Source organism: Mycolicibacterium agri, assembly GCF_002553505.1.
GTDB lineage: Bacteria > Actinomycetota > Actinomycetes > Mycobacteriales > Mycobacteriaceae > Mycobacterium > Mycobacterium agri.
In genome coordinates this window covers 23,943-40,925 of the sequence record NZ_PDCP01000049.1, presented here as the reverse complement: position 1 = coordinate 40,925, position 16,983 = coordinate 23,943, and the positions used below count along the sequence as shown (strand labels likewise).

14 protein-coding genes and 1 pseudogene are annotated in these 16,983 nt (G+C 67.7%); 8 read left to right on the top strand and 7 right to left on the bottom strand.

The features are described from left to right. Both CQY20_RS22800 and CQY20_RS22795 read left to right on the top strand, forming a co-directional pair. Nucleotides 1-607: fluoroquinolone export ABC transporter permease subunit (locus tag CQY20_RS22800; protein WP_207767315.1), on the top strand; the 607-nt coding region annotated here is incomplete at its 5' end. Further along, nucleotides 604-1,357: pseudogene (locus CQY20_RS22795) on the top strand (ABC transporter permease). The gene CQY20_RS22800 and the pseudogene CQY20_RS22795, both read left to right, overlap by 4 nt. Before the next feature lie 4 nt (nt 1,358-1,361). On the opposite strand, the gene CQY20_RS22790 reads toward CQY20_RS22795, so the two are convergent. Continuing rightward, the gene (locus CQY20_RS22790) at nt 1,362-2,651 is read right to left on the bottom strand and encodes an ArsB/NhaD family transporter (protein WP_097942351.1); all 1,290 of its coding nucleotides are present in this window, start codon (nt 2,649-2,651) and stop codon (nt 1,362-1,364) included. Nucleotides 2,652-2,656: 5 nt separating this feature from the next. Further along, on the bottom strand, nt 2,657-3,100 hold the full coding sequence (locus CQY20_RS22785; RefSeq protein WP_097942350.1) for a CBS domain-containing protein: 444 nt from the start codon (nt 3,098-3,100) through the stop codon (nt 2,657-2,659). A gap of 323 nt (nt 3,101-3,423) precedes the next feature. On the opposite strand from CQY20_RS22785, the gene nhaA reads away from it, so the two are divergent. Both nhaA and dxs read left to right on the top strand, forming a co-directional pair. Beyond that, nucleotides 3,424-4,701, top strand: a complete 1,278-nt coding sequence (nhaA, locus tag CQY20_RS22780; protein ID WP_097942349.1) for a Na+/H+ antiporter NhaA — start codon at nt 3,424-3,426, stop codon at nt 4,699-4,701. Nucleotides 4,702-4,735: 34 nt separating this feature from the next. Continuing rightward, nucleotides 4,736-6,649: a 1-deoxy-D-xylulose-5-phosphate synthase gene (gene dxs, locus CQY20_RS22775; RefSeq protein WP_097942348.1), complete on the top strand. Its 1,914-nt coding sequence runs from the start codon at nt 4,736-4,738 to the stop codon at nt 6,647-6,649. Nucleotides 6,650-6,729: 80 nt separating this feature from the next. Here the strand turns inward: dxs and CQY20_RS22770 are convergent, their stop codons facing one another. Genes CQY20_RS22770 through CQY20_RS22760 form a run of 3 tightly spaced genes read right to left on the bottom strand, consistent with a single transcriptional unit; the run spans nt 6,730 to nt 10,293 of the window. Then, nucleotides 6,730-8,370: an alkaline phosphatase D family protein gene (locus CQY20_RS22770; RefSeq protein ID WP_097942347.1), complete on the bottom strand. Its 1,641-nt coding sequence runs from the start codon at nt 8,368-8,370 to the stop codon at nt 6,730-6,732. A 25-nt stretch (nt 8,371-8,395) separates the two neighbouring features. Next, the gene (locus CQY20_RS22765; protein WP_097942346.1) at nt 8,396-9,670 is read right to left on the bottom strand and encodes an HRDC domain-containing protein; all 1,275 of its coding nucleotides are present in this window, start codon (nt 9,668-9,670) and stop codon (nt 8,396-8,398) included. 2 nt (nt 9,671-9,672) lie between these two features. After that, nucleotides 9,673-10,293: a DUF3000 domain-containing protein gene (locus CQY20_RS22760; RefSeq protein WP_371871085.1), complete on the bottom strand. Its 621-nt coding sequence runs from the start codon at nt 10,291-10,293 to the stop codon at nt 9,673-9,675. A gap of 70 nt (nt 10,294-10,363) precedes the next feature. Between CQY20_RS22760 and hemE the strand changes: the two genes are divergently transcribed. The 4 genes from hemE (at nt 10,364) to CQY20_RS22740 (ending at nt 16,100) form a co-directional block, all read left to right on the top strand. Next, on the top strand, nt 10,364-11,425 hold the full coding sequence (hemE, locus tag CQY20_RS22755; protein WP_097942357.1) for a uroporphyrinogen decarboxylase: 1,062 nt from the start codon (nt 10,364-10,366) through the stop codon (nt 11,423-11,425). Further along, entirely contained in the window at nt 11,422-12,837 is a 1,416-nt protein-coding gene (locus CQY20_RS22750; RefSeq protein ID WP_097942344.1) for a protoporphyrinogen oxidase, read from the top strand. The genes hemE and CQY20_RS22750 overlap by 4 nt, the downstream gene beginning before the upstream one ends. 4 nt (nt 12,838-12,841) lie before the next feature. After that, nucleotides 12,842-13,537, top strand: coding sequence for a hydrogen peroxide-dependent heme synthase (gene hemQ / locus CQY20_RS22745; RefSeq protein WP_097942343.1), 696 nt, complete (start codon nt 12,842-12,844; stop codon nt 13,535-13,537). A 190-nt stretch (nt 13,538-13,727) separates the two neighbouring features. Beyond that, on the top strand, nt 13,728-16,100 hold the full coding sequence (locus CQY20_RS22740) for a putative bifunctional diguanylate cyclase/phosphodiesterase (RefSeq protein ID WP_133119115.1): 2,373 nt from the start codon (nt 13,728-13,730) through the stop codon (nt 16,098-16,100). On the opposite strand, the gene msrB is transcribed toward CQY20_RS22740, so the two are convergent. After that, on the bottom strand, nt 16,060-16,476 hold the full coding sequence (msrB, locus tag CQY20_RS22735) for a peptide-methionine (R)-S-oxide reductase MsrB (RefSeq protein WP_097942341.1): 417 nt from the start codon (nt 16,474-16,476) through the stop codon (nt 16,060-16,062). The genes CQY20_RS22740 and msrB overlap by 41 nt on opposite strands. Nucleotides 16,477-16,664: 188 nt before the next feature. Next, a complete protein-coding gene (locus CQY20_RS34550; protein ID WP_133119114.1) occupies nt 16,665-16,952 on the bottom strand; it encodes a hypothetical protein in 288 nt (95 codons plus the stop codon). Between the last annotated feature and the right edge of the window lie 31 nt (nt 16,953-16,983).

The following is a 16,983-nucleotide window of genomic DNA, read 5'->3' as shown; positions in this document are numbered from 1 at the left end:
GGGCAATGCTCCGCGACCACGCCGTCTACCAGCCCACAACTACTGCTGCGGCCGCTTGACAACGTCATTGAGAATCTTCTTCATCGGCGGCTCGGTGTTCTTCGAGAAGCAGGAACGCACACTCGGCGCGATCATCTCGACGCCACTGCGGTTCTCGGAGTATCTGGCCGCGAAACTTGTTGTGCTGTCGGCGCTGTCCCTCTTCGTCGCGCTGATCGTGGTTTCGGTGGCGCATGGCATTGCCTATCGTCCGCTTCCGCTGATCGTCGGGGTGCTGCTCGGCACACTCGTCATGCTGCTGGTCGGATTCATCACATCGATGCCGTTCACCTCGGTCAGTGACTGGTTCATCTCGTCGACCGTGTGGTTGGTGGTGATGTCGGGTCCGCCGGTGCTTCACTTCTCGGACGTGTGGCCGCAGCCCGCGCTGTACGTCATCCCGACGCTGGGTCCGCTGATGCTCATGGGTGAGGCCTTCGATCAGGTGGCCCTCGCGCCATGGCAGGTGACGTACGCGGTGATCTATCCGGTTGTCTGCGCGGGGGCGTTGTGGTGGGTGGCAAAGGCGGCGTTCGACCGCTTCGTCGTGGCCCGGTCAGGGGCGTGATCGGTGTGTCGACAAGTACCAGAGCGCTGAAGGCCTTCGGCCGAAACGACTTACGCGCAACGTTTCGCGATCCGCTGCTCATCATGATCGTCCTCGCCCCCGTGATCTGGACCGCTAGCGTGCGCATTGTGACGCCATTGGTCACGGACATGCTGGCCAGGCGCTACAAACTTTGATCTGGTTCCGTACTATCCGCTCGTTCTGACCGGATTCCTTCTGCTGACGAGCATCATCATCGCCGGGGGAGTGGCCGCTTTCCTCGTGCTCGACGAGCTCGACGCAGGCACGCTCACCGCGCTGCGGGTCACCCCCGCGCCGATGTCCACCTTCTTCGCATACCGTGCAGGCACCGTTGTGGTGGTGACGACGGCGTACATTGTGGCGACCTTGTGGTTCAGCGGAATACTCGAACCCGGTGTCGTGCCTGCCCTCGTCCCGATCGGCCTACTCGCCGGCTGCTCCGCGGTCGTCACGATGCTGTTGATCGTCGTGGCGGCGAACAACAAGATCCAGGGCATCGCCATGCTGCGCGCGCTTGGCATGCTGATCGCCGGTCTGCCATGCCTGGGTTGGTTCATCGACTCGGCGTGGAATCTGAGTTTCGGTGTGCTACCGCTGTATTCGGTCGCCAAGGCGTTCTGGGTCGCCAGCGCCCACGGCACGTGGTGGCCGTACCTGCTCGTCGGACTCGCCTATAACGTGCTCATCGGCTGGCCGCTGTTCCGTCGTTTCATCGCCAAGAAGGCGTGACGGCTCAGCCCCACACGAAGTAACGCAACCACAAGTACAACGCGGACAGCACAATTGACACAACCGTGATCAGCGCACCCTTGCGGGTGAACTCCCAGAACGAGATGGGATGGCCTGCGCGGCGGGCGATGCCGAGCATCACGACGTTCGCGCTGGCGCCGACGGCGGTGAGATTGCCGCCGAGGTCAGCGCCGAGCGCAAGAGCCCACCAGAGCACATCGGGGTGGGAGAGGTCGGTGATCGAGGCCGACAACTCGGCCACGATCGGCGTCATCGTCGCGGTGAACGGGATGTTGTCGATGATCCCAGACACCGGCGCAGACACGCCGAGGATCAGCATCGCCGTCAGCAGGCCGTTGCCCTGGGTCAATTCGATGGCGGACCGGGCCAGCGCCTCGACGACGCCGGTCTTCACCAGCGCGCCGACCATGATGAACAACCCGGCGAAGAACAGCAGGGTCTCCCACTCGACGCTGGCCAGATAGTCGTCGCGGTCGAGTCGGGATATCACGACCAGGACGCCGGCGCCTAGCAGCGCGACGATCGACGGCTCAATGTGCAGGACCGAGTGGAGAATGAACGCGGCGAACACCAGGACCAGGACGATGCAGCTCTTGATGAGCAGCGACCGGTCGCGGATAGCCTCGCGCTCGTTGAGCGACATCACGTCGGCCACCCGCTCCGGATCGACGTGGAATGACCCGCGAAAGATGAACGGCACCAACGCGATGAAAACCGCGATGATGATCAGCACGATCGGCGTCATGTGAGCGAGGAAGTCGTTGAACGTCAGGTTCGCGCGGCTCGCGATGATGATGTTCGGCGGGTCACCGACAAGGGTCGAAGCGCCGCCGATGTTGGAGGCGAGCACCTCGGCGATCAGAAAGGGGATCGGGTTGATCTCAAGCCGATCGCACACCAGCAGCGTGACCGGCGCGATGAGCAGGATCGTCGTGACGTTGTCCAGCAGGGCCGACGCGAACGCGGTGACGAGTATCAACAGGATCATGATGCGCAGCGGTGAACCGTTGGCGCGCTTGGCAGCCCAGATCGCCACGTACTCGAAGACGCCCGTCTGGCGCAGGACGCCGACGATGATCATCATCCCGAACAGCAGGAAGATGACATTCCAGTCGATCCCGGTTTCGTGATGGTAAAACGCGTCCTGGGCGTCGAGAATGCCGACGGCAAGCACCAATCCGGCACCGATCAGCGCGACAAAGGTTTTGTTGATGCGATCGCTGGCAATCAGCGCATACGCGACAACGAATACGGATATCGCGAATATGGCCATACCGGTCAGCGTTTCACAGCAGCGCTCAAAAGGCGCGACGCAGTGATCATTCCGAGCAGTTTGCCGTCCTTGACGACGGCGATGAGCGGACTTCGCAGCCGGGCCATCAACGCCGCCACTTCGATGATCGTGTCGTCGGCGTTGGCGAACGGGATGTCTTCAAGATGCTCGGGCAGCACGTCGCGCACCGACTTGTTCGCCAGGCGCTCGGCGGCCTTGTCGGCCCACGACTCGTCGATCACCCCTGCCAGCGAGGGATCATCCTGGACATACGTGGGCACGATGAACCGCACCACCTGCGAGGCGGGAAGCACCGCATAGGGCTGTCCGGACGCATCGGTCACGACGATTCCCGGCAGCCGGTGCTCGGCCATTGTGCGGGCCGCCTCCAGGGCGTTCGAGTCGGCGGTGACCACAGGGAATTCCTCGGCGAATTGCTCTGCGTGCATGTCAGCACCATACGGTGTTGCCCGGCGTGACGAAAGCCGTTCTGCGAGCGAGTGAATCGCGTCAACCCCGCCGCGGGGCCAGGTTGCTGTAGCCGAGGATGGGGTTCACCTGGTAGGTTGGATGCCGGTGCGCCGGGAAGTCTGGTCGGCAATGTCCTGACCGACCGACCTTGGAGCACATCGTGAATCCCTCTTCTGACCCCTGGTTCGCCGTTTTGCGCGCCCATCATCCGTAGCCGCCGTATTCAGTCGTATTAGTAAGCCCCGCAACCTATCTCGATGAGATGGCACGGTGGCCACCCCTCCTATTTCGGGATTACTCGATGTCTGCCCCTTCACGCTTGCTTGCGCGCGGCTCCTGGCCGGAGACGCAGCGCTTCGCCGAGGTTCTCCGCAAGGAGACCGTCGGCGGTGTGCTTCTGCTCGCGGCCGCAGGCGCCGCTCTCGTCTGGGCCAACTCGCCCTGGTCGCAGTCCTACCGGGCGGTGTCCGATTTCGCCTGGGGACCTGAGTTTCTGCACCTGCACCTCTCCGTTTCGGCATGGGCGGCCGACGGGCTGCTGGCGATCTTCTTCTTCGTGGTCGGGCTCGAACTCAAGCGCGAGTTCGTCGCCGGCGATCTGCGAGACCCTGCACGCGCGGCGCTGCCCATCGCGGCCGCCGTCGGCGGCATGGTGGTACCCGCCGCCATCTACATCGCGATCGTCGTTGCCACCGGCGAACCCGACCATCTGAGCGGCTGGGCGGTGCCGATCGCTACGGACATCGCCTTCGCGCTGGCGGTGCTGGCCGTGCTGTCGACGCACCTGCCGACGGCGCTGCGCACCTTCCTGTTGACCCTCGCCGTCGTCGACGATCTGCTGGCGATCACCGTCATCGCCGTGTTCTTCACCGACGATCTCGCATTCGGCCCGCTGGCCCTTGCGTTGATCCCGATCGGCTTGTTCGCCCTGGCGGTGCAGCGCGGCATCCATCCGTGGTGGCTGCTGGTCCCGTTGGCGGTCAGCGCGTGGGCGCTGGTGCATGCCAGCGGCGTGCACGCCACAGTCGCGGGTGTGGTGCTGGGCTTCACGGTTCCGGTGCTCGGACGCCACGGCCGGCCCACCGCCGAGTGGTTCGAACACACCACCCGCCCCCTGTCGGCGGGTTTCGCGGTGCCGGTGTTCGCGTTCTTCGCCGCCGGCGTGACGGTCGGCGGCTGGGAGGGCCTCGGCGCATCGATCCTGCACCCGATCACCGTCGGGGTGATCGCCGGGCTCGTCATCGGCAAACCCCTCGGCGTGTTCGGCACCGCCTTCCTGCTGGCCAAGTTCACCCGGGCCACCCTCGATGATGACCTGGCGTGGCGCGATGTGGCAGGCGTGGCGCTGCTGGCAGGCATCGGTTTCACCGTGTCGTTGCTGATCGGGGAATTGGCTTTCGGCCACGGCTCCACCGCCGGCGCCGATGTCAAGATCGGGGTGCTGTGTGCATCAGTTTTCGCCGCTCTGCTGGCCGCGGTGGTCCTGCGCAGCCGAAACGCCGCCTACCGGCGCATTCACGCTCTCGAGAGGCGGGACGCCGATCATGACGGTGTGCCCGACATCTATGTCGCTCGGTGAGACTGAGGGGTACCGCCCTGCGTACACTGACGGAATGCTTGAACAGATCCGCGGTCCCGCCGATCTGCAGCACCTGACTCAGTCGCAGCTAAGCGATCTTGCCGACGAGATCCGCCAGTTCCTGATTCACAAGGTCGCTGCCACCGGGGGCCATCTCGGCCCCAACCTCGGCGTGGTCGAGCTGACGCTGGCGCTGCACCGGGTCTTCGACTCCCCGCACGACCCGATCATCTTCGACACCGGCCACCAGGCCTACGTGCACAAGATGCTGACCGGTCGCTGCCAGGACTTCGACACGCTGCGCAAGAAGGACGGCCTTTCGGGGTATCCGTCGCGCGCCGAGAGCGACCATGACTGGGTGGAGTCCAGCCACGCCAGCTCGGCGTTGTCCTATGCCGACGGGCTGGCCAAGGCGTTCGAGCTGACCGGGCACCGCAACCGCCACGTCGTCGCCGTCGTCGGCGACGGCGCACTGACCGGCGGCATGTGCTGGGAGGCGCTGAACAACATCGCCGCAGCCTCGCGGCCGGTGGTGATCGTCGTCAACGACAACGGCCGCAGCTATGCGCCGACCATCGGCGGGTTCGCCGATCACCTGGCCGCGCTGCGGCTGCAGCCGGGCTACGAGAAGCTGCTGGACAAGGGCCGCACCGCGGTGCGCTCGATGCCGGTCATCGGCGAGCTGTGCTACCAGTGCATGCACAGCGTCAAGGCGGGACTGAAGGATGCGCTGGCCCCGCAGGTGATGTTCACCGACCTGGGCCTGAAATACGTCGGCCCGATCGACGGCCACGACGAACACGCGGTCGAGGCGGCGCTGCGCCACGCCCGCGGCTTCAACGCGCCGGTGATCGTGCACGTCGTCACCCGCAAGGGGATGGGGTATGCGCCCGCCGAGAACGACGAGGCCGACCAGATGCACTCCACCGGGGTCATCGATCCGCAGACCGGTCAGGCCACCAAGGTCGCGGGCCCGGGCTGGACCTCGACGTTCTCCGAGGCGCTGATCAAGTACGCCAGCAAACGGCGCGACATCGTGGCCATCACCGCGGCGATGTCGGGGCCGACCGGGCTGACCGCGTTCGGCAAGAAGTTCCCCGACCGGCTGTTCGACGTCGGCATCGCCGAACAGCACGCGATGACGTCGGCCGCCGGCCTGGCGATGGGCGGCCTGCACCCGGTGGTGGCGATCTATTCGACGTTCCTCAACCGCGCGTTCGACCAGATCATGATGGACGTCGCGCTGCACAAGCTGCCGGTCACATTGGTGTTGGACCGGTCCGGAGTCACCGGCCCCGACGGCGCCAGCCACAACGGCATGTGGGACCTGTCGATGCTCAACATCGTGCCCGGCATGCGGGTGGCCGCACCGCGCGACGGCGTCCGGCTCTACGAGGAGCTCGGCGAGGCGCTGGAGACCACCGACGGCCCGACCGCGCTGCGTTTTCCGAAAGGTGATGTCGGCGAAGACATTCCGGCGATCGAGCGGCGCGACGGCATCGACGTGCTCACCGTACCTGCCGAGGGACTGTCCGAGGACGTGCTGTTGGTGGCGGTCGGACCGTTCGCGGCGATGGCGAAGTCGGTCGCCGAGCGGCTGCGCAACCAGGGCATCGGCGTGACGGTCATCGACCCGCGCTGGGTGCTGCCGGTGCCCGAGGGGATCGGCGCGCTGGCCAAGGCGCACAAACTCGTGGTCACGTTGGAGGACAACGGCGTTCGCGGGGGCGTGGGCTCAGCGGTTTCGGCCGCGCTGCGCCGTGCGGAGATCGACGTGCCGTGTCGCGACGTCGGTCTGCCGCAGGAGTTCCATGCGCACGCGTCCCGCGGTGAGGTGCTCGCCGCGGTCGGGCTGACCGACCAGCACGTCGCTCGCCAGATCACCGGCTGGGTGGCCGCACTCGGTAGCGCGGTGTCCGAGGCCGAGGTCAGCAACCAGCTCGACTAGCATCGCCGCATCGCCCGATTGTGCGCTGTCGTACGCGACACGCCGCAGCGGCGTCCGATTACGCACACGCGCGCGGCGGTTCAGGTCAGCGAAACCCTCGCTGCCTCCTGCAAAGTCGTCGATGTGCGCGGCTGCTCGAAGAGCACCTTGGCCGATCGGCCGTCGATCTCCAGTGTCGCGATCGTATTGCCGAACAGCGGGCCGCAGACGTTGCTCCACCTCATCGGCGGCGACGGAAGTCCGCGACGGCGCACCCACCAGTGCGTGACGGCGGCCGCGGGTTTGGCCCAGCCCAGCATGAACGCCGGTTTGACGAATACCGGCACATAGTTGTGCACCGGCGAGCACACCAGCTGATACACGGCCGTACCCGTCGGCGACACGTCCTCGAGCTCGGCGCGAGCAGCGTAGCTGTGGTGGACGTCGCCGGACAGCACGCTGATCGTGGCGGGGCCCTCGGGATGGTTGGCGATGCGCGTGATCATCTCGCCCAGCCGCACGAATGACTTGAAGAACGCCGGCCAATGCTCGAAATCGCCTGCTTGACGCAGCTTTTCGGCGATCCTGCCGCGTCGGCCGGGGCGGTCGGCTGCCCGTTCGTTGAGCGTCTCCAGGTCGCCGATGGCCGGTGGCATCAGCCACGGCACCGACGACGCCAGCAGCAGGTGGTCATACGACTCCGGGTGGTCTTCGGCGTTGGCCTCCACCCAGCCGAACTCCTTCTCGCCGATCATCATTCGCTCACCGGATTCCAGGATCCGGCCGTTGCGGGAGTCGATCATGATCAGCCGGGTGCGGCCGAGGTCCCAGCGGTAGCTGAACCGGATGCCCTTGTTGCAGTCGACCTCGCGGTCGGCCTGGTCGGCCAGCTCGGCCAGAAGCGGCCAGGTGTCACCTTCGCAGCTGCGCAGCCGCCGATAGTCCTCGTTGTCGGCAAGCTCGGCGGGGCTCAGGTTGCCCAGATGCTGATACACCCAGTAGGACGCCAGCCCGGCGCGGATCCGGTCCTTCCACCACGGCACCTGCGCCATCTGCAGCCGCCACGGCCTCGAGGTGTTCCAGTCGTCGCGGATGTCGTGGTCGTCGAAGATCATCGCCGTGGGCACCGTGGACATCAGCCACCGGATTTCCGGGTCGCCCCACGAATGCCGGTACAGGCGTTCGTATTCGGCGAAAGTGACCACTTCGTCGGGTGGCCGGCTGCCGTGTCGGCTGCGCTTTCTGCGCCCAGCCACCCGTTGCACCTCGCCGGGCGGCAGTTCATCGGCGTACAGCTGATCGCCGAGCATGATCACCGCGTCGGGCCACTCGTCGATCGGGCGGCGCGCCATCCGCGCCGCGTAGCAGTCCAACGCGTCGCGCTTGAGTTTCGCCTCGAGCTTCTTGTCTTCGGTTTTCGGATATCGGCACGACCCGAAGATCACCCGCAGCCGGTGCGCGCTCTCCGGTCCGCGGGTGCGGATGACGCTCGGCGGGAACGCGGCGAACTGCTCGTCGGCGATCGGCCACTCCACCCGCCCGTCGATTTCGACCTGGTACTCGGTCACGCTGTCAGGCGTCAGGCCGGTCACCTCGACGAGCGCGAAGTGATAGCCCTGCACCTCGAAGGTCCGCGCTGAGCAGCCGAGAATCTCGACGGTGCAGGGGGATTCGGTTTGCACCCACACCAGCGCAGTGGTGTCCGAGACGTGCCGCAGCGCGGGCCCGAGAAGCAATCCCATCACTCGACCCTAGGCCAGCGCGAGGTCAGTCGGTGGCGGGGTGACCGGATTTGTCGAGCGCGTCAGCGAGGACAGGCACGACGAGTTCGCGCTGCCACGGCCGGGCCTGCGCGTCGCGCAGGAACGCGTCGACCGCGGCGGCAGCGTCGTCGACCGGTTCCCAGTCCCAGCACAGCCGGCGCACCACCTCGGGGGTGATCAGGTTCTCGGTGGGCACCTTCACCCGTTCGGCCAGTTCGGCCAGCCCGGCGCGAGCGGCCTCGAGACGGGCGGCGGCCTCCGGTTTGCGTTTGGCCCACCGCGACGCGGGCGGGGGACCGTTGGACGGTTCGGAGACCTCGGGCGGGTTGGCGCCGCTGCGGGCACGGGCCAGCGCGTCCAGCCACACCTGGGCGGAGCGGCGCTGCCGCGACCCGCCGAAGATCGGCAACGCGGTCAGTTCCTCGACGGTCTTGGGGTCGGCGATCGCGGCGTTGATGATCGCCGAGTCCGGCAGGATGCGTCCCGGCGCGATGTCGCGCCTGCGGGCGATCTGGTCGCGGGCCGTCCACAGTTCGCGAACGGCGGCCATCGCGCGGCGGTCGCGGATCTTGTGAATGCCCGACGTCCGGCGCCACCGGTCGCGTCGCGTCGGCGCGGCCACGTAGGAGCACAGGTAGTCGAATTCCTGTGCCGCCCACTGAGTCTTGCCCTGCTCGTCGAGTACGGCGGCGACGGCGTCGCGCAGGTCCAGCAGCACCTCGACGTCGAGTGCGGCGTAATTCAGCCACTCCTGCGGCAGCGGCCGCTTGGACCAGTCGGCCGCGCCGTGGCCCTTCTTCAGCCCCAGCCCCAGCAGCCGTTCGACCATCGTCGCCAGGTTGACCCGGTCATAGCCGGCCAGCCGGCCGGCGAGTTCGGTGTCGTAGATCTTCGTCGGGGTGATCCCGACGTCGGCCAGGCAGGGCAGGTCCTGGTCGGCGGCATGCAGCACCCACTCGTCGGTGGCCAGTACTTCGGCGATCGGCGCCAGCGTCTGCCGCGGGTCGCCGCCGTGGTTGACCGGATCGATCAGCACGGTGCCCGCGCCCTGGCGCCGGATCTGCACCAGATACGCGCGGTTGGAGTAGCGGAAGCCCGACGCCCGCTCGGCATCCACCGCAAACGGGCCGCGTCCGGAGGCCAGCCGGTCGGCGGCGGCTTCGATGTCGGCTTCGGTTACCGACAGCGAAGGCACCCCGTCGGCAGGCGCCAGCAACGGGGTGACTGCGGTTTCTGGGGCCTCTGCTGGCTCGGCCCCGCCGGAGTCGGCGTCGATCATTCTCAAGCTCGGGTGCGCGACCCCAGGCTGGTCACCCCTGCTGGTGGCAGGCCTGCGGCGTGCTCCAGCACCTTACAGAACGCGGCCACGTGGGGGCCCAGCTCCAGTGTCGTCGCCGTCCATGATGCGCGCAGTTCGAGCTGGTGCGCACGTGGTGGGCCGGAGATGTCGCCGTAGCGCACCGATGTGGTGGCGGTGACGGTGCCGCCCAGCGCCGTCACGTCCTGGGTGTGCTCTTCCAGCGCGTCGACCAGCCAGCTCCAGGCCACCTCGGGCAGCAGCGGGTCGACCGCCTCGCTGGAGTCCAGGTCGGCCTGGATGTAGGCGACGAGGCGCATGGTGCCGTCCCATGCCTCGGCGCCGTCGGGGTCGTGCAGCAGGATCAGCCGCCCGAAGGCGTCGCCCTCGGACTGCTCGGGAACGATGGGGGATTCGGGATGGCGCACCTCGGCACCAAGGGCATAGCTGAACGGCGCCAGCCGCTGCGGCGGCCGGATCGGGCCGAGTTCGATTTCCGGTCGAACGGTGGCAGCGTTCATCGCCGCGACCGCTTCCCGGAACTGCGCCGGTTCGGCGGTGGTCACCGGCTTGACGGTAGACCATCTGGCCGGGTATGTGCGCAGGCGCGCCGTATCGAGTGTCTGCGGACGTCAAACGGCCAGTAAACCGGGCGCCATGGCAGCATTGATGCCGATGAATAACCGTCGTGAGCTGCCGGAGTCGCCCTACCTGGCGGCCGCTGGCGGCCGCAAGCCGAGCCGGGTGCCGGTGTGGTTCATGCGGCAGGCCGGCCGATCGCTGCCCGAATACCGCGAGCTGCGCGCCGAGAACACCATGATGCAGGCGTGCTTCGACGCCGAGCTGATCACCGAGATCACCCTGCAGCCGGTCCGCAGGCACGGAGTCGACGCCGCGATCTTGTTCTCCGACATCGTGGTGCCGCTGCGCGCATCCGGTATCGAGCTCGACATCGTGCCCGACGTCGGACCCGTGATCGAGCATCCTGTGCGCAACGCCACTGACGTCGCTGCGCTGAAACCGCTTGCGGCAGAACAGGTCGCGCCGGTCGCCGACGCGGTCACGATGCTGGTGCACGAATTGGGCGAGGTGCCGCTGATCGGATTCGCCGGTGCCCCGTTCACGCTGGCGTCCTACCTCGTCGAAGGCGGTCCGAGCCGCCACCACGAGCGCACCAAGGCGATGATGCTGGGCGAACCCGACACCTGGCACGCGTTGATGTCGGCGCTGGCCGACATCACCACCGCGTTCCTGCGGGTCCAGCTCGACGCCGGGGTGGACGCGATCCAGATGTTCGACTCGTGGGCAGGCACGTTGTCGCTGGCCGACTACCGCACCTACGTGCAGCCGCACAGCACACGGGTGTTTCAGGCGTTGGCCGACACCGGCGTGCCGATGACGCACTTCGGCGTGGGCACCGCCGAGCTGCTCGGCGCGATGTCGGAGGCGGTCAGCTCCGCCGCCAGCCCGGTCGTCGGCGTGGACTGGCGCACCTCGCTGACCGACGCCGCCGCCCGCGTGGTGCCGGGCACCGCTTTGCAGGGCAACCTCGACCCTGTGGTGCTGCTGGCGGGCATGGCGGTCGCAAAGCGCGCAGCGCGCGCGGTCGTCGAGGACGGACGCCGCGCCGTCGACGCGGGCGCCGCGGGCCATATCTTCAATCTGGGTCACGGTGTGCTGCCCGCGACCGATCCGGGCGTCATCACCGAAGTCGTGGCGTTGGTGCACTCGCTGTGACTGCGCCGCGCACGCGAGGAGCGGAGAAGACGCCGCGCACGCGAGGAGCGGAAAAGCCGGCGTATTGCGTTGTCGGCGGCGGCATTTCGGGTCTAGTCGCCGCGTACCGGTTGCGCGTCACGCTGGGCGACGACGCCGACATCACGGTCTTCGACCCGGCCGACCGCCTCGGCGGGGTGCTGCGCACCGAGCTGGTCGGGGGACAGCCGATGGACCTGGGCGCCGAGGCCTTCGTCGCGCGACGCCCCGAGGTGCCCGCGCTTCTGACCGAGCTCGGCCTGGCCGACAGGCAGATCGGCACCACCGGCGCGCGGCCGCTGATCTACAGCCAGGGCCGGCTGCACGAGTTGCCGCGCGACACCGTCAATGGCATACCGACCGATCCGTCGACGGTGGCGGGCCTCGTCGACGAGGCCACGGTCGCCCGACTGCGCGAGGAGCCCACCCGGCCGCTGAGCTGGCGGCCCGGCGCGGACCCGGCGGTCGCCCAGCTGGTCGGTGACCGGTTCGGCGAGCAGGTGGTGAGCCGGTCCGTCGACCCGATGCTGGCAGGCGTGTACGCCGGTTCGGCCACCACGATCGGGTTGCGGGCGGCCGCCCCGATGCTGGCCGCGGCGCTGGACCGGGGCGCGCCGAACCTGACAGAGGCGGCCCGCGCGGCGCTGCCGCCGCCGCGACCGGGTTCGGTTTTCGGCGCGATCGACGGCGGCTACGCGGTGCTGGTCGACGAACTCGTCGAGCGGGCCGGATTCCGCTGGGCGCAGGTCGCGGTCGAAAGCGTCGAGCGGCGGGACGACGGGGGAGGCTGGCTGGTCGTCGACGACGAGGGCAACCAGTGGCCCGCCGACGGAGTGTTGTTGGCCGTTCCGGCGCCCTGCCTGGCGCGGATCGTGGCGGGCGTCGCACCGCGCACCGCCGCCGCGGCGCGGCGGATCCCGGTCGCCTCATCGGCGTTGGTGGCGCTCGCGCTGCCCGGCGGCACCCCGCTGCCGAACCGCTCCGGTGTGTTGGTGGCCACCTCGGAACGGTTGAACGCCAAGGCGATCACGCTGTCGTCGCGCAAGTGGGGGCCGCGCGGCAACGTCGAGCTGGTGCGGTTGTCCTACGGCCGTTTCGGCGACGACATCGCCCACCGGGTCGGCGACGACGACCTGCTGGCGTGGGCCGCCGACGACCTGGCCACCGTCTTCGGGGTCACCAACGAGCCGTTCGACTGCCGGGTGCAGCGCTGGATCGACGCGATGCCGCAGTACGGGCCGGGACACGGCGATCTGGTGGCCGAAATGCGGGCCGGCCTGCCGCCGACGCTGGCGGTGGCGGGCGCCTTCCTGGACGGTATCGGCGTGCCCGCGTGCGTGGCCACGGCCACACGGGCGGCGGCGACGCTGGCCAGGCCGCGCGTGGCACGATAGAACCATGGCCCGCCTCGATTACGACGCTCTCAACGAGACCCTTCGCTACCTGATGTTTTCGGTGTTCTCCGTCCGGCAGGGGGAGCTCGGCGACCAGCGGGAAGCCGTCATCGACGAGACGGCGACGTTCCTCAAGCAGCAGGAGGACAACGGCGTCGTGGTCCGCGGCCTCTACGACGTCGCGGGGATGCGCGCCGACGCCGACTTCATGATCTGGACCCACGCCGAACGGGTCGAGGCGTTGCAGGCCACCTATTCGGATTTCCGCCGCACCACCACCCTGGGCCGGGCCTGCACCCCGGTGTGGAGCACGGTTGCGCTGCACCGGCCCGCCGAGTTCAACAAGAGCCATATCCCGGCGTTTCTGGCAGGCGAGGAACCCGGCGCCTACATCTGCGTCTATCCGTTCGTGCGGTCGCTGGAGTGGTATCTGCTGCCCGACGACGAACGCCGCCGCATGCTGGCCGAACACGGGATGGCCGCGCGCGGTTACAAGGACGTGCGGGCCAACACCGTGCCCGCGTTCGCGCTCGGCGATTACGAATGGGTGCTGGCGTTCGAGGCGCCCGAACTGCACCGCATCGTCGACCTCATGCGGGATTTGCGCGCCACCGACGCCCGGCGGCATGTGCGGTTGGAGACCCCGTTCTTCACCGGTCCGCGGGTCGGTGTGGAGGAGCTCGTCAACAAGCTCCCCTGAGGCCCCTGTGTTTGCTGGCGATACACGACGGTCGCCGAGTTCAACACCTGCGTCAATTGCGGCAACGGGCCGGGAAGGCTGTCACCGCGATATCGCTGCGAAAAAGGTGACCGGCCGACATGGCGGCAAACGATTCGCTTGTTTGCTGTTAACGGTTTCGTGAGCGCCGATTTGTTGCTAGCGTGGGGCGGTGACCAAAGCGGCGTGGATGGGGGTTGGCGCTGTCGCGGTCGGCGCACTGTTCGCGCTCAGCCTGATGCAACAGTGGGGCGGCTACCCCACCTCGAGCGCGGTCGCCGAATTCGGCTTGCTCACCTTGGCGCTGTTCGCCTGCGCGTGTAGCGCGCTGGCCGCCTGGACGGCCAGGGACCGACAGCGTCGGGCATGGATCTGTCTGGCGGTCGGGTTGGCCGGCTGGGCCGTCGGCGAAGTGCTCTGGATCGTGTACTCGCGGGTCCACGACCAACCGCCGTTCCCCTCGCTGGCCGATCTCGGCTACCTGCTCTTCCCGATCGGCGCGGGCTTGGCGATGGTGCTCTTCCCGGCCGGCTACTCGCGGCACTCCCGGACCCGCTTCGTGCTCGACGGCGTCATCGTCGCCGGCGCGCTGTTCGAGATCTGCTGGGTGTTCGTGCTGCGGCCCGTGTACAACATGGGCGGCACCGACGTTGTCGAACTGGCCCTGTCGCTGACCTACCCGCTGGCCGACATCGCGATCATCACCGTCGCGCTGCTGGTGCTGACCCGGGCCCGCACCGGGCGGCGTCAGACGCTGGCCCTGCTGACCGCCGGGGTGCTGATGATGGCGGTCTCGGACACCGCCTTCGTCTACCTCACCGCGCACGGCATCTACCGCAGCGGTTACCTGTCCGACATCGGTTGGGCCGCAGCATTTCTCACGTTCAGCGTGGCCGCGCTGATCAGCCGCTCGGCGCCGCAGACCGAAGTCGTGGTGCCGCCGTTGCCGTCGCCGTTGACGACGTGGATGCCCTACATTCCGATCACCATTGCCGCTCTGGTGTGCATCCCGACGTACCTGCCGACGCCGGGACTGGGGCCGATCTTCCTGTCATCGGCGCTGTTGATGGGTGCCGTGATGGCCCGCCAGTTCGTCGTGGTGCGGCAGAACCAGCAGCTGCTGAAGATGGTCGCCGACCAGGCGATGCGCGACACGCTGACCGGCCTGGCCAACCGCGACCTGTTCAACGACCGGCTGATGCACGCGGTGCAGGTGCACGAGAACGACAACCAGTCGGTCGCGGTGCTGTCCATGGACCTCGATGACTTCAAGCTGGTCAACGACAGCCTCGGGCATCCCGCGGGGGACGCGCTGCTGGTCCAGGCCGCCGAGCGGCTGCTGGGATGCGTGCGCACCTCCGACACCGTGGCGCGGGTCGGCGGCGACGAGTTCGCCGTACTGATGGAAGGGCTGCCCGAGCTCTGCCGCCTGGTCGCCCACCGCGTGGTCGCCGCGTTCGAGGAGCCTTTCGTCATCGACGGCCAGCAGCTGCTGATGCGGCCCAGCGTCGGGCTCGCGGTGGCGTCGGCCGCCAATCCGGACCTGTCGGCCGACATGCTGCTCAAGCAGGCCGATGTCGCGATGTATTCGGCAAAGCGCTCGAAATCCGGTGGCCTGCACACCTATACGCCGGACATGGCGTTGGCCGACCCGCACGAGTTCGAACTGCCGACCGATTCCAGCGAGAAGAGCGAACGCGGCGCCGCGGTGCGTCTGCTCGGCGAACTGCGGCACGCGGTCGACCACGGTGACCTGACGGTGTACTACCAGCCCAAGTTCGACCTGCGCACCGGTGACGTCGTCGGCGTCGAGGCGCTGGTGCGGTGGCCGCATCCCAAGCGCGGCATGCTCGGGCCGTCCCACTTCCTGCCGTTGGTTCGCAAGCGCGGGCTGATGCGGGCGGTGACCGACATCGTGCTGACCCAGGCTCTCGACGACGCGGCCGAGTGGCACTCGATAGGCATCGGCGTGCCGATCGCGGTGAACGTCTTCGCGCCTTCGCTCGGCGATCTGGATCTGCCCACCCATATCGCCTCCGAGTTGGCGGCGCGCAACCTCAGCCCGGAAGATTTGACGATCGAGATCACCGAGGACTTCCTGCTGGACAACATCGACCGCACCCGCTCGGTGCTGGAGAGGTTGCGGCAGAGGGGAATTCGGATCGCGATCGACGACTTTGGCAGCGGCTACTCGGCGCTGCGGTATCTGCGCGAGCTGGCCATCGACGAGGTGAAACTCGACCGCCATTTCATCGCGCCGATCCGCGCCGACGCGCGCGCGGCGGCGGTGGTGCGCGGCGTCGTCGATCTCGCGCACGTGCTCGGCGTCACCACCGTGGCCGAAGGGGTGGAGAACGTCGAAACCGCCGAGCGGCTACGCGAATTCGGCTGCGAGGTGGTGCAGGGCTTCTACTACAGCCCGCCGGTCAGCGCCGCGGCGATGATGAACATGCTCGCCTCCGGCCGGACCAACCGCGCATCGCGGCTGGGGTTGCAGCTCGACGCTAAGCCTCTGCAGGCACCAGCCGTAGCGAGATCGAGTTGATGCAGTAGCGCTTGTCGGTCGGGGTCGGGTAGCCCTCGCCTTCGAACACGTGGCCGAGATGGCTGTGGCAGTTGGCGCACAACACCTCGACGCGGGTCATGCCCAACGAATTGTCGGTCCGCAGGATCACCGCGTCGGAGTCCGCCGGGTCGAAAAAGGACGGCCAGCCGCAATGAGATTCGAACTTCTCGGTGCTGCGGAACAGCTCGTTGCCGCAGGCACGACACTGGTACACGCCTTCGGTTTTGGTGTCGGTGTACTCGCCGGTGAACGGACGCTCGGTGCCCGCCTGGCGCAGCACCGCGTACTCCTCGGGCGTCAGCTTCTGCCGCCACTCGTCGTCGGTGAGTTCGACTCTGGGCCGTGGAGAGGTCATGCCTCCACGCTAGCGCAGTCGGGCCGCGACGAGCCGTGCGGAGAGGCGGTGATCGGTGTGTGACCGTCGAATCCGCGAGCGCTAGAACGATTTCTTTTCGCTATACCAAGTGGCGCAACTGCCCGGGTGCGCCTCGTCGCAGGTGTTGCCGCTGAGGTAGTTGCCTGGTAGCGAGAATTCGTTGGGCGTCAGTTCGCCGCCGTAATTGCCGATCGATCCTCCGGGATTCTGAGGTGGATGGAGTGGTCATCGACCGTGCCTGTCACGTTGTTCGACGACGCCGATGACGTCCTCGCGGTGCCGGTGATGTTGCCGCCGTCCTGGTGAAGATTCAGAAAGACCCTGAAGCCGTTGCTTTGGACGATCTCCCACTGTCCGTCAACGGGCAGCACATTTGGTTCCGCCGCAGCAGGAATCGCGCTTGTCAGGCCAATGGCGGCCGCTGCGATCGCGCTTTTTGGCCCGGCCATCACCATGCGAGTAAGGCTTACCTGGCCGCAGGACGGC

What these genes read in the sequence shown, in the direction of transcription:
- dxs (WP_097942348.1), top strand. Translation starts at nt 4,736, where the DNA reads ATGCTTGAACAGATCCGCGGTCCCGCCGATCTGCAGCACCTGACTCAG.
- CQY20_RS22765 (WP_097942346.1), bottom strand. Translation starts at nt 9,670, where the DNA reads ATGATCGACGCCGACTCCGGCGGGGCCGAGCCAGCAGAGGCCCCAGAA.
- hemQ (WP_097942343.1), top strand. Translation starts at nt 12,842, where the DNA reads ATGGCCCGCCTCGATTACGACGCTCTCAACGAGACCCTTCGCTACCTG.
- nhaA (WP_097942349.1), top strand. Translation starts at nt 3,424, where the DNA reads ATGTCTGCCCCTTCACGCTTGCTTGCGCGCGGCTCCTGGCCGGAGACG.
- CQY20_RS22785 (WP_097942350.1), bottom strand. Translation starts at nt 3,100, where the DNA reads ATGCACGCAGAGCAATTCGCCGAGGAATTCCCTGTGGTCACCGCCGAC.
- CQY20_RS22790 (WP_097942351.1), bottom strand. Translation starts at nt 2,651, where the DNA reads ATGGCCATATTCGCGATATCCGTATTCGTTGTCGCGTATGCGCTGATT.
- msrB (WP_097942341.1), bottom strand. Translation starts at nt 16,476, where the DNA reads ATGACCTCTCCACGGCCCAGAGTCGAACTCACCGACGACGAGTGGCGG.
- CQY20_RS22770 (WP_097942347.1), bottom strand. Translation starts at nt 8,370, where the DNA reads ATGGGATTGCTTCTCGGGCCCGCGCTGCGGCACGTCTCGGACACCACT.
- CQY20_RS34550 (WP_133119114.1), bottom strand. Translation starts at nt 16,952, where the DNA reads ATGGTGATGGCCGGGCCAAAAAGCGCGATCGCAGCGGCCGCCATTGGC.
- hemE (WP_097942357.1), top strand. Translation starts at nt 10,364, where the DNA reads ATGAATAACCGTCGTGAGCTGCCGGAGTCGCCCTACCTGGCGGCCGCT.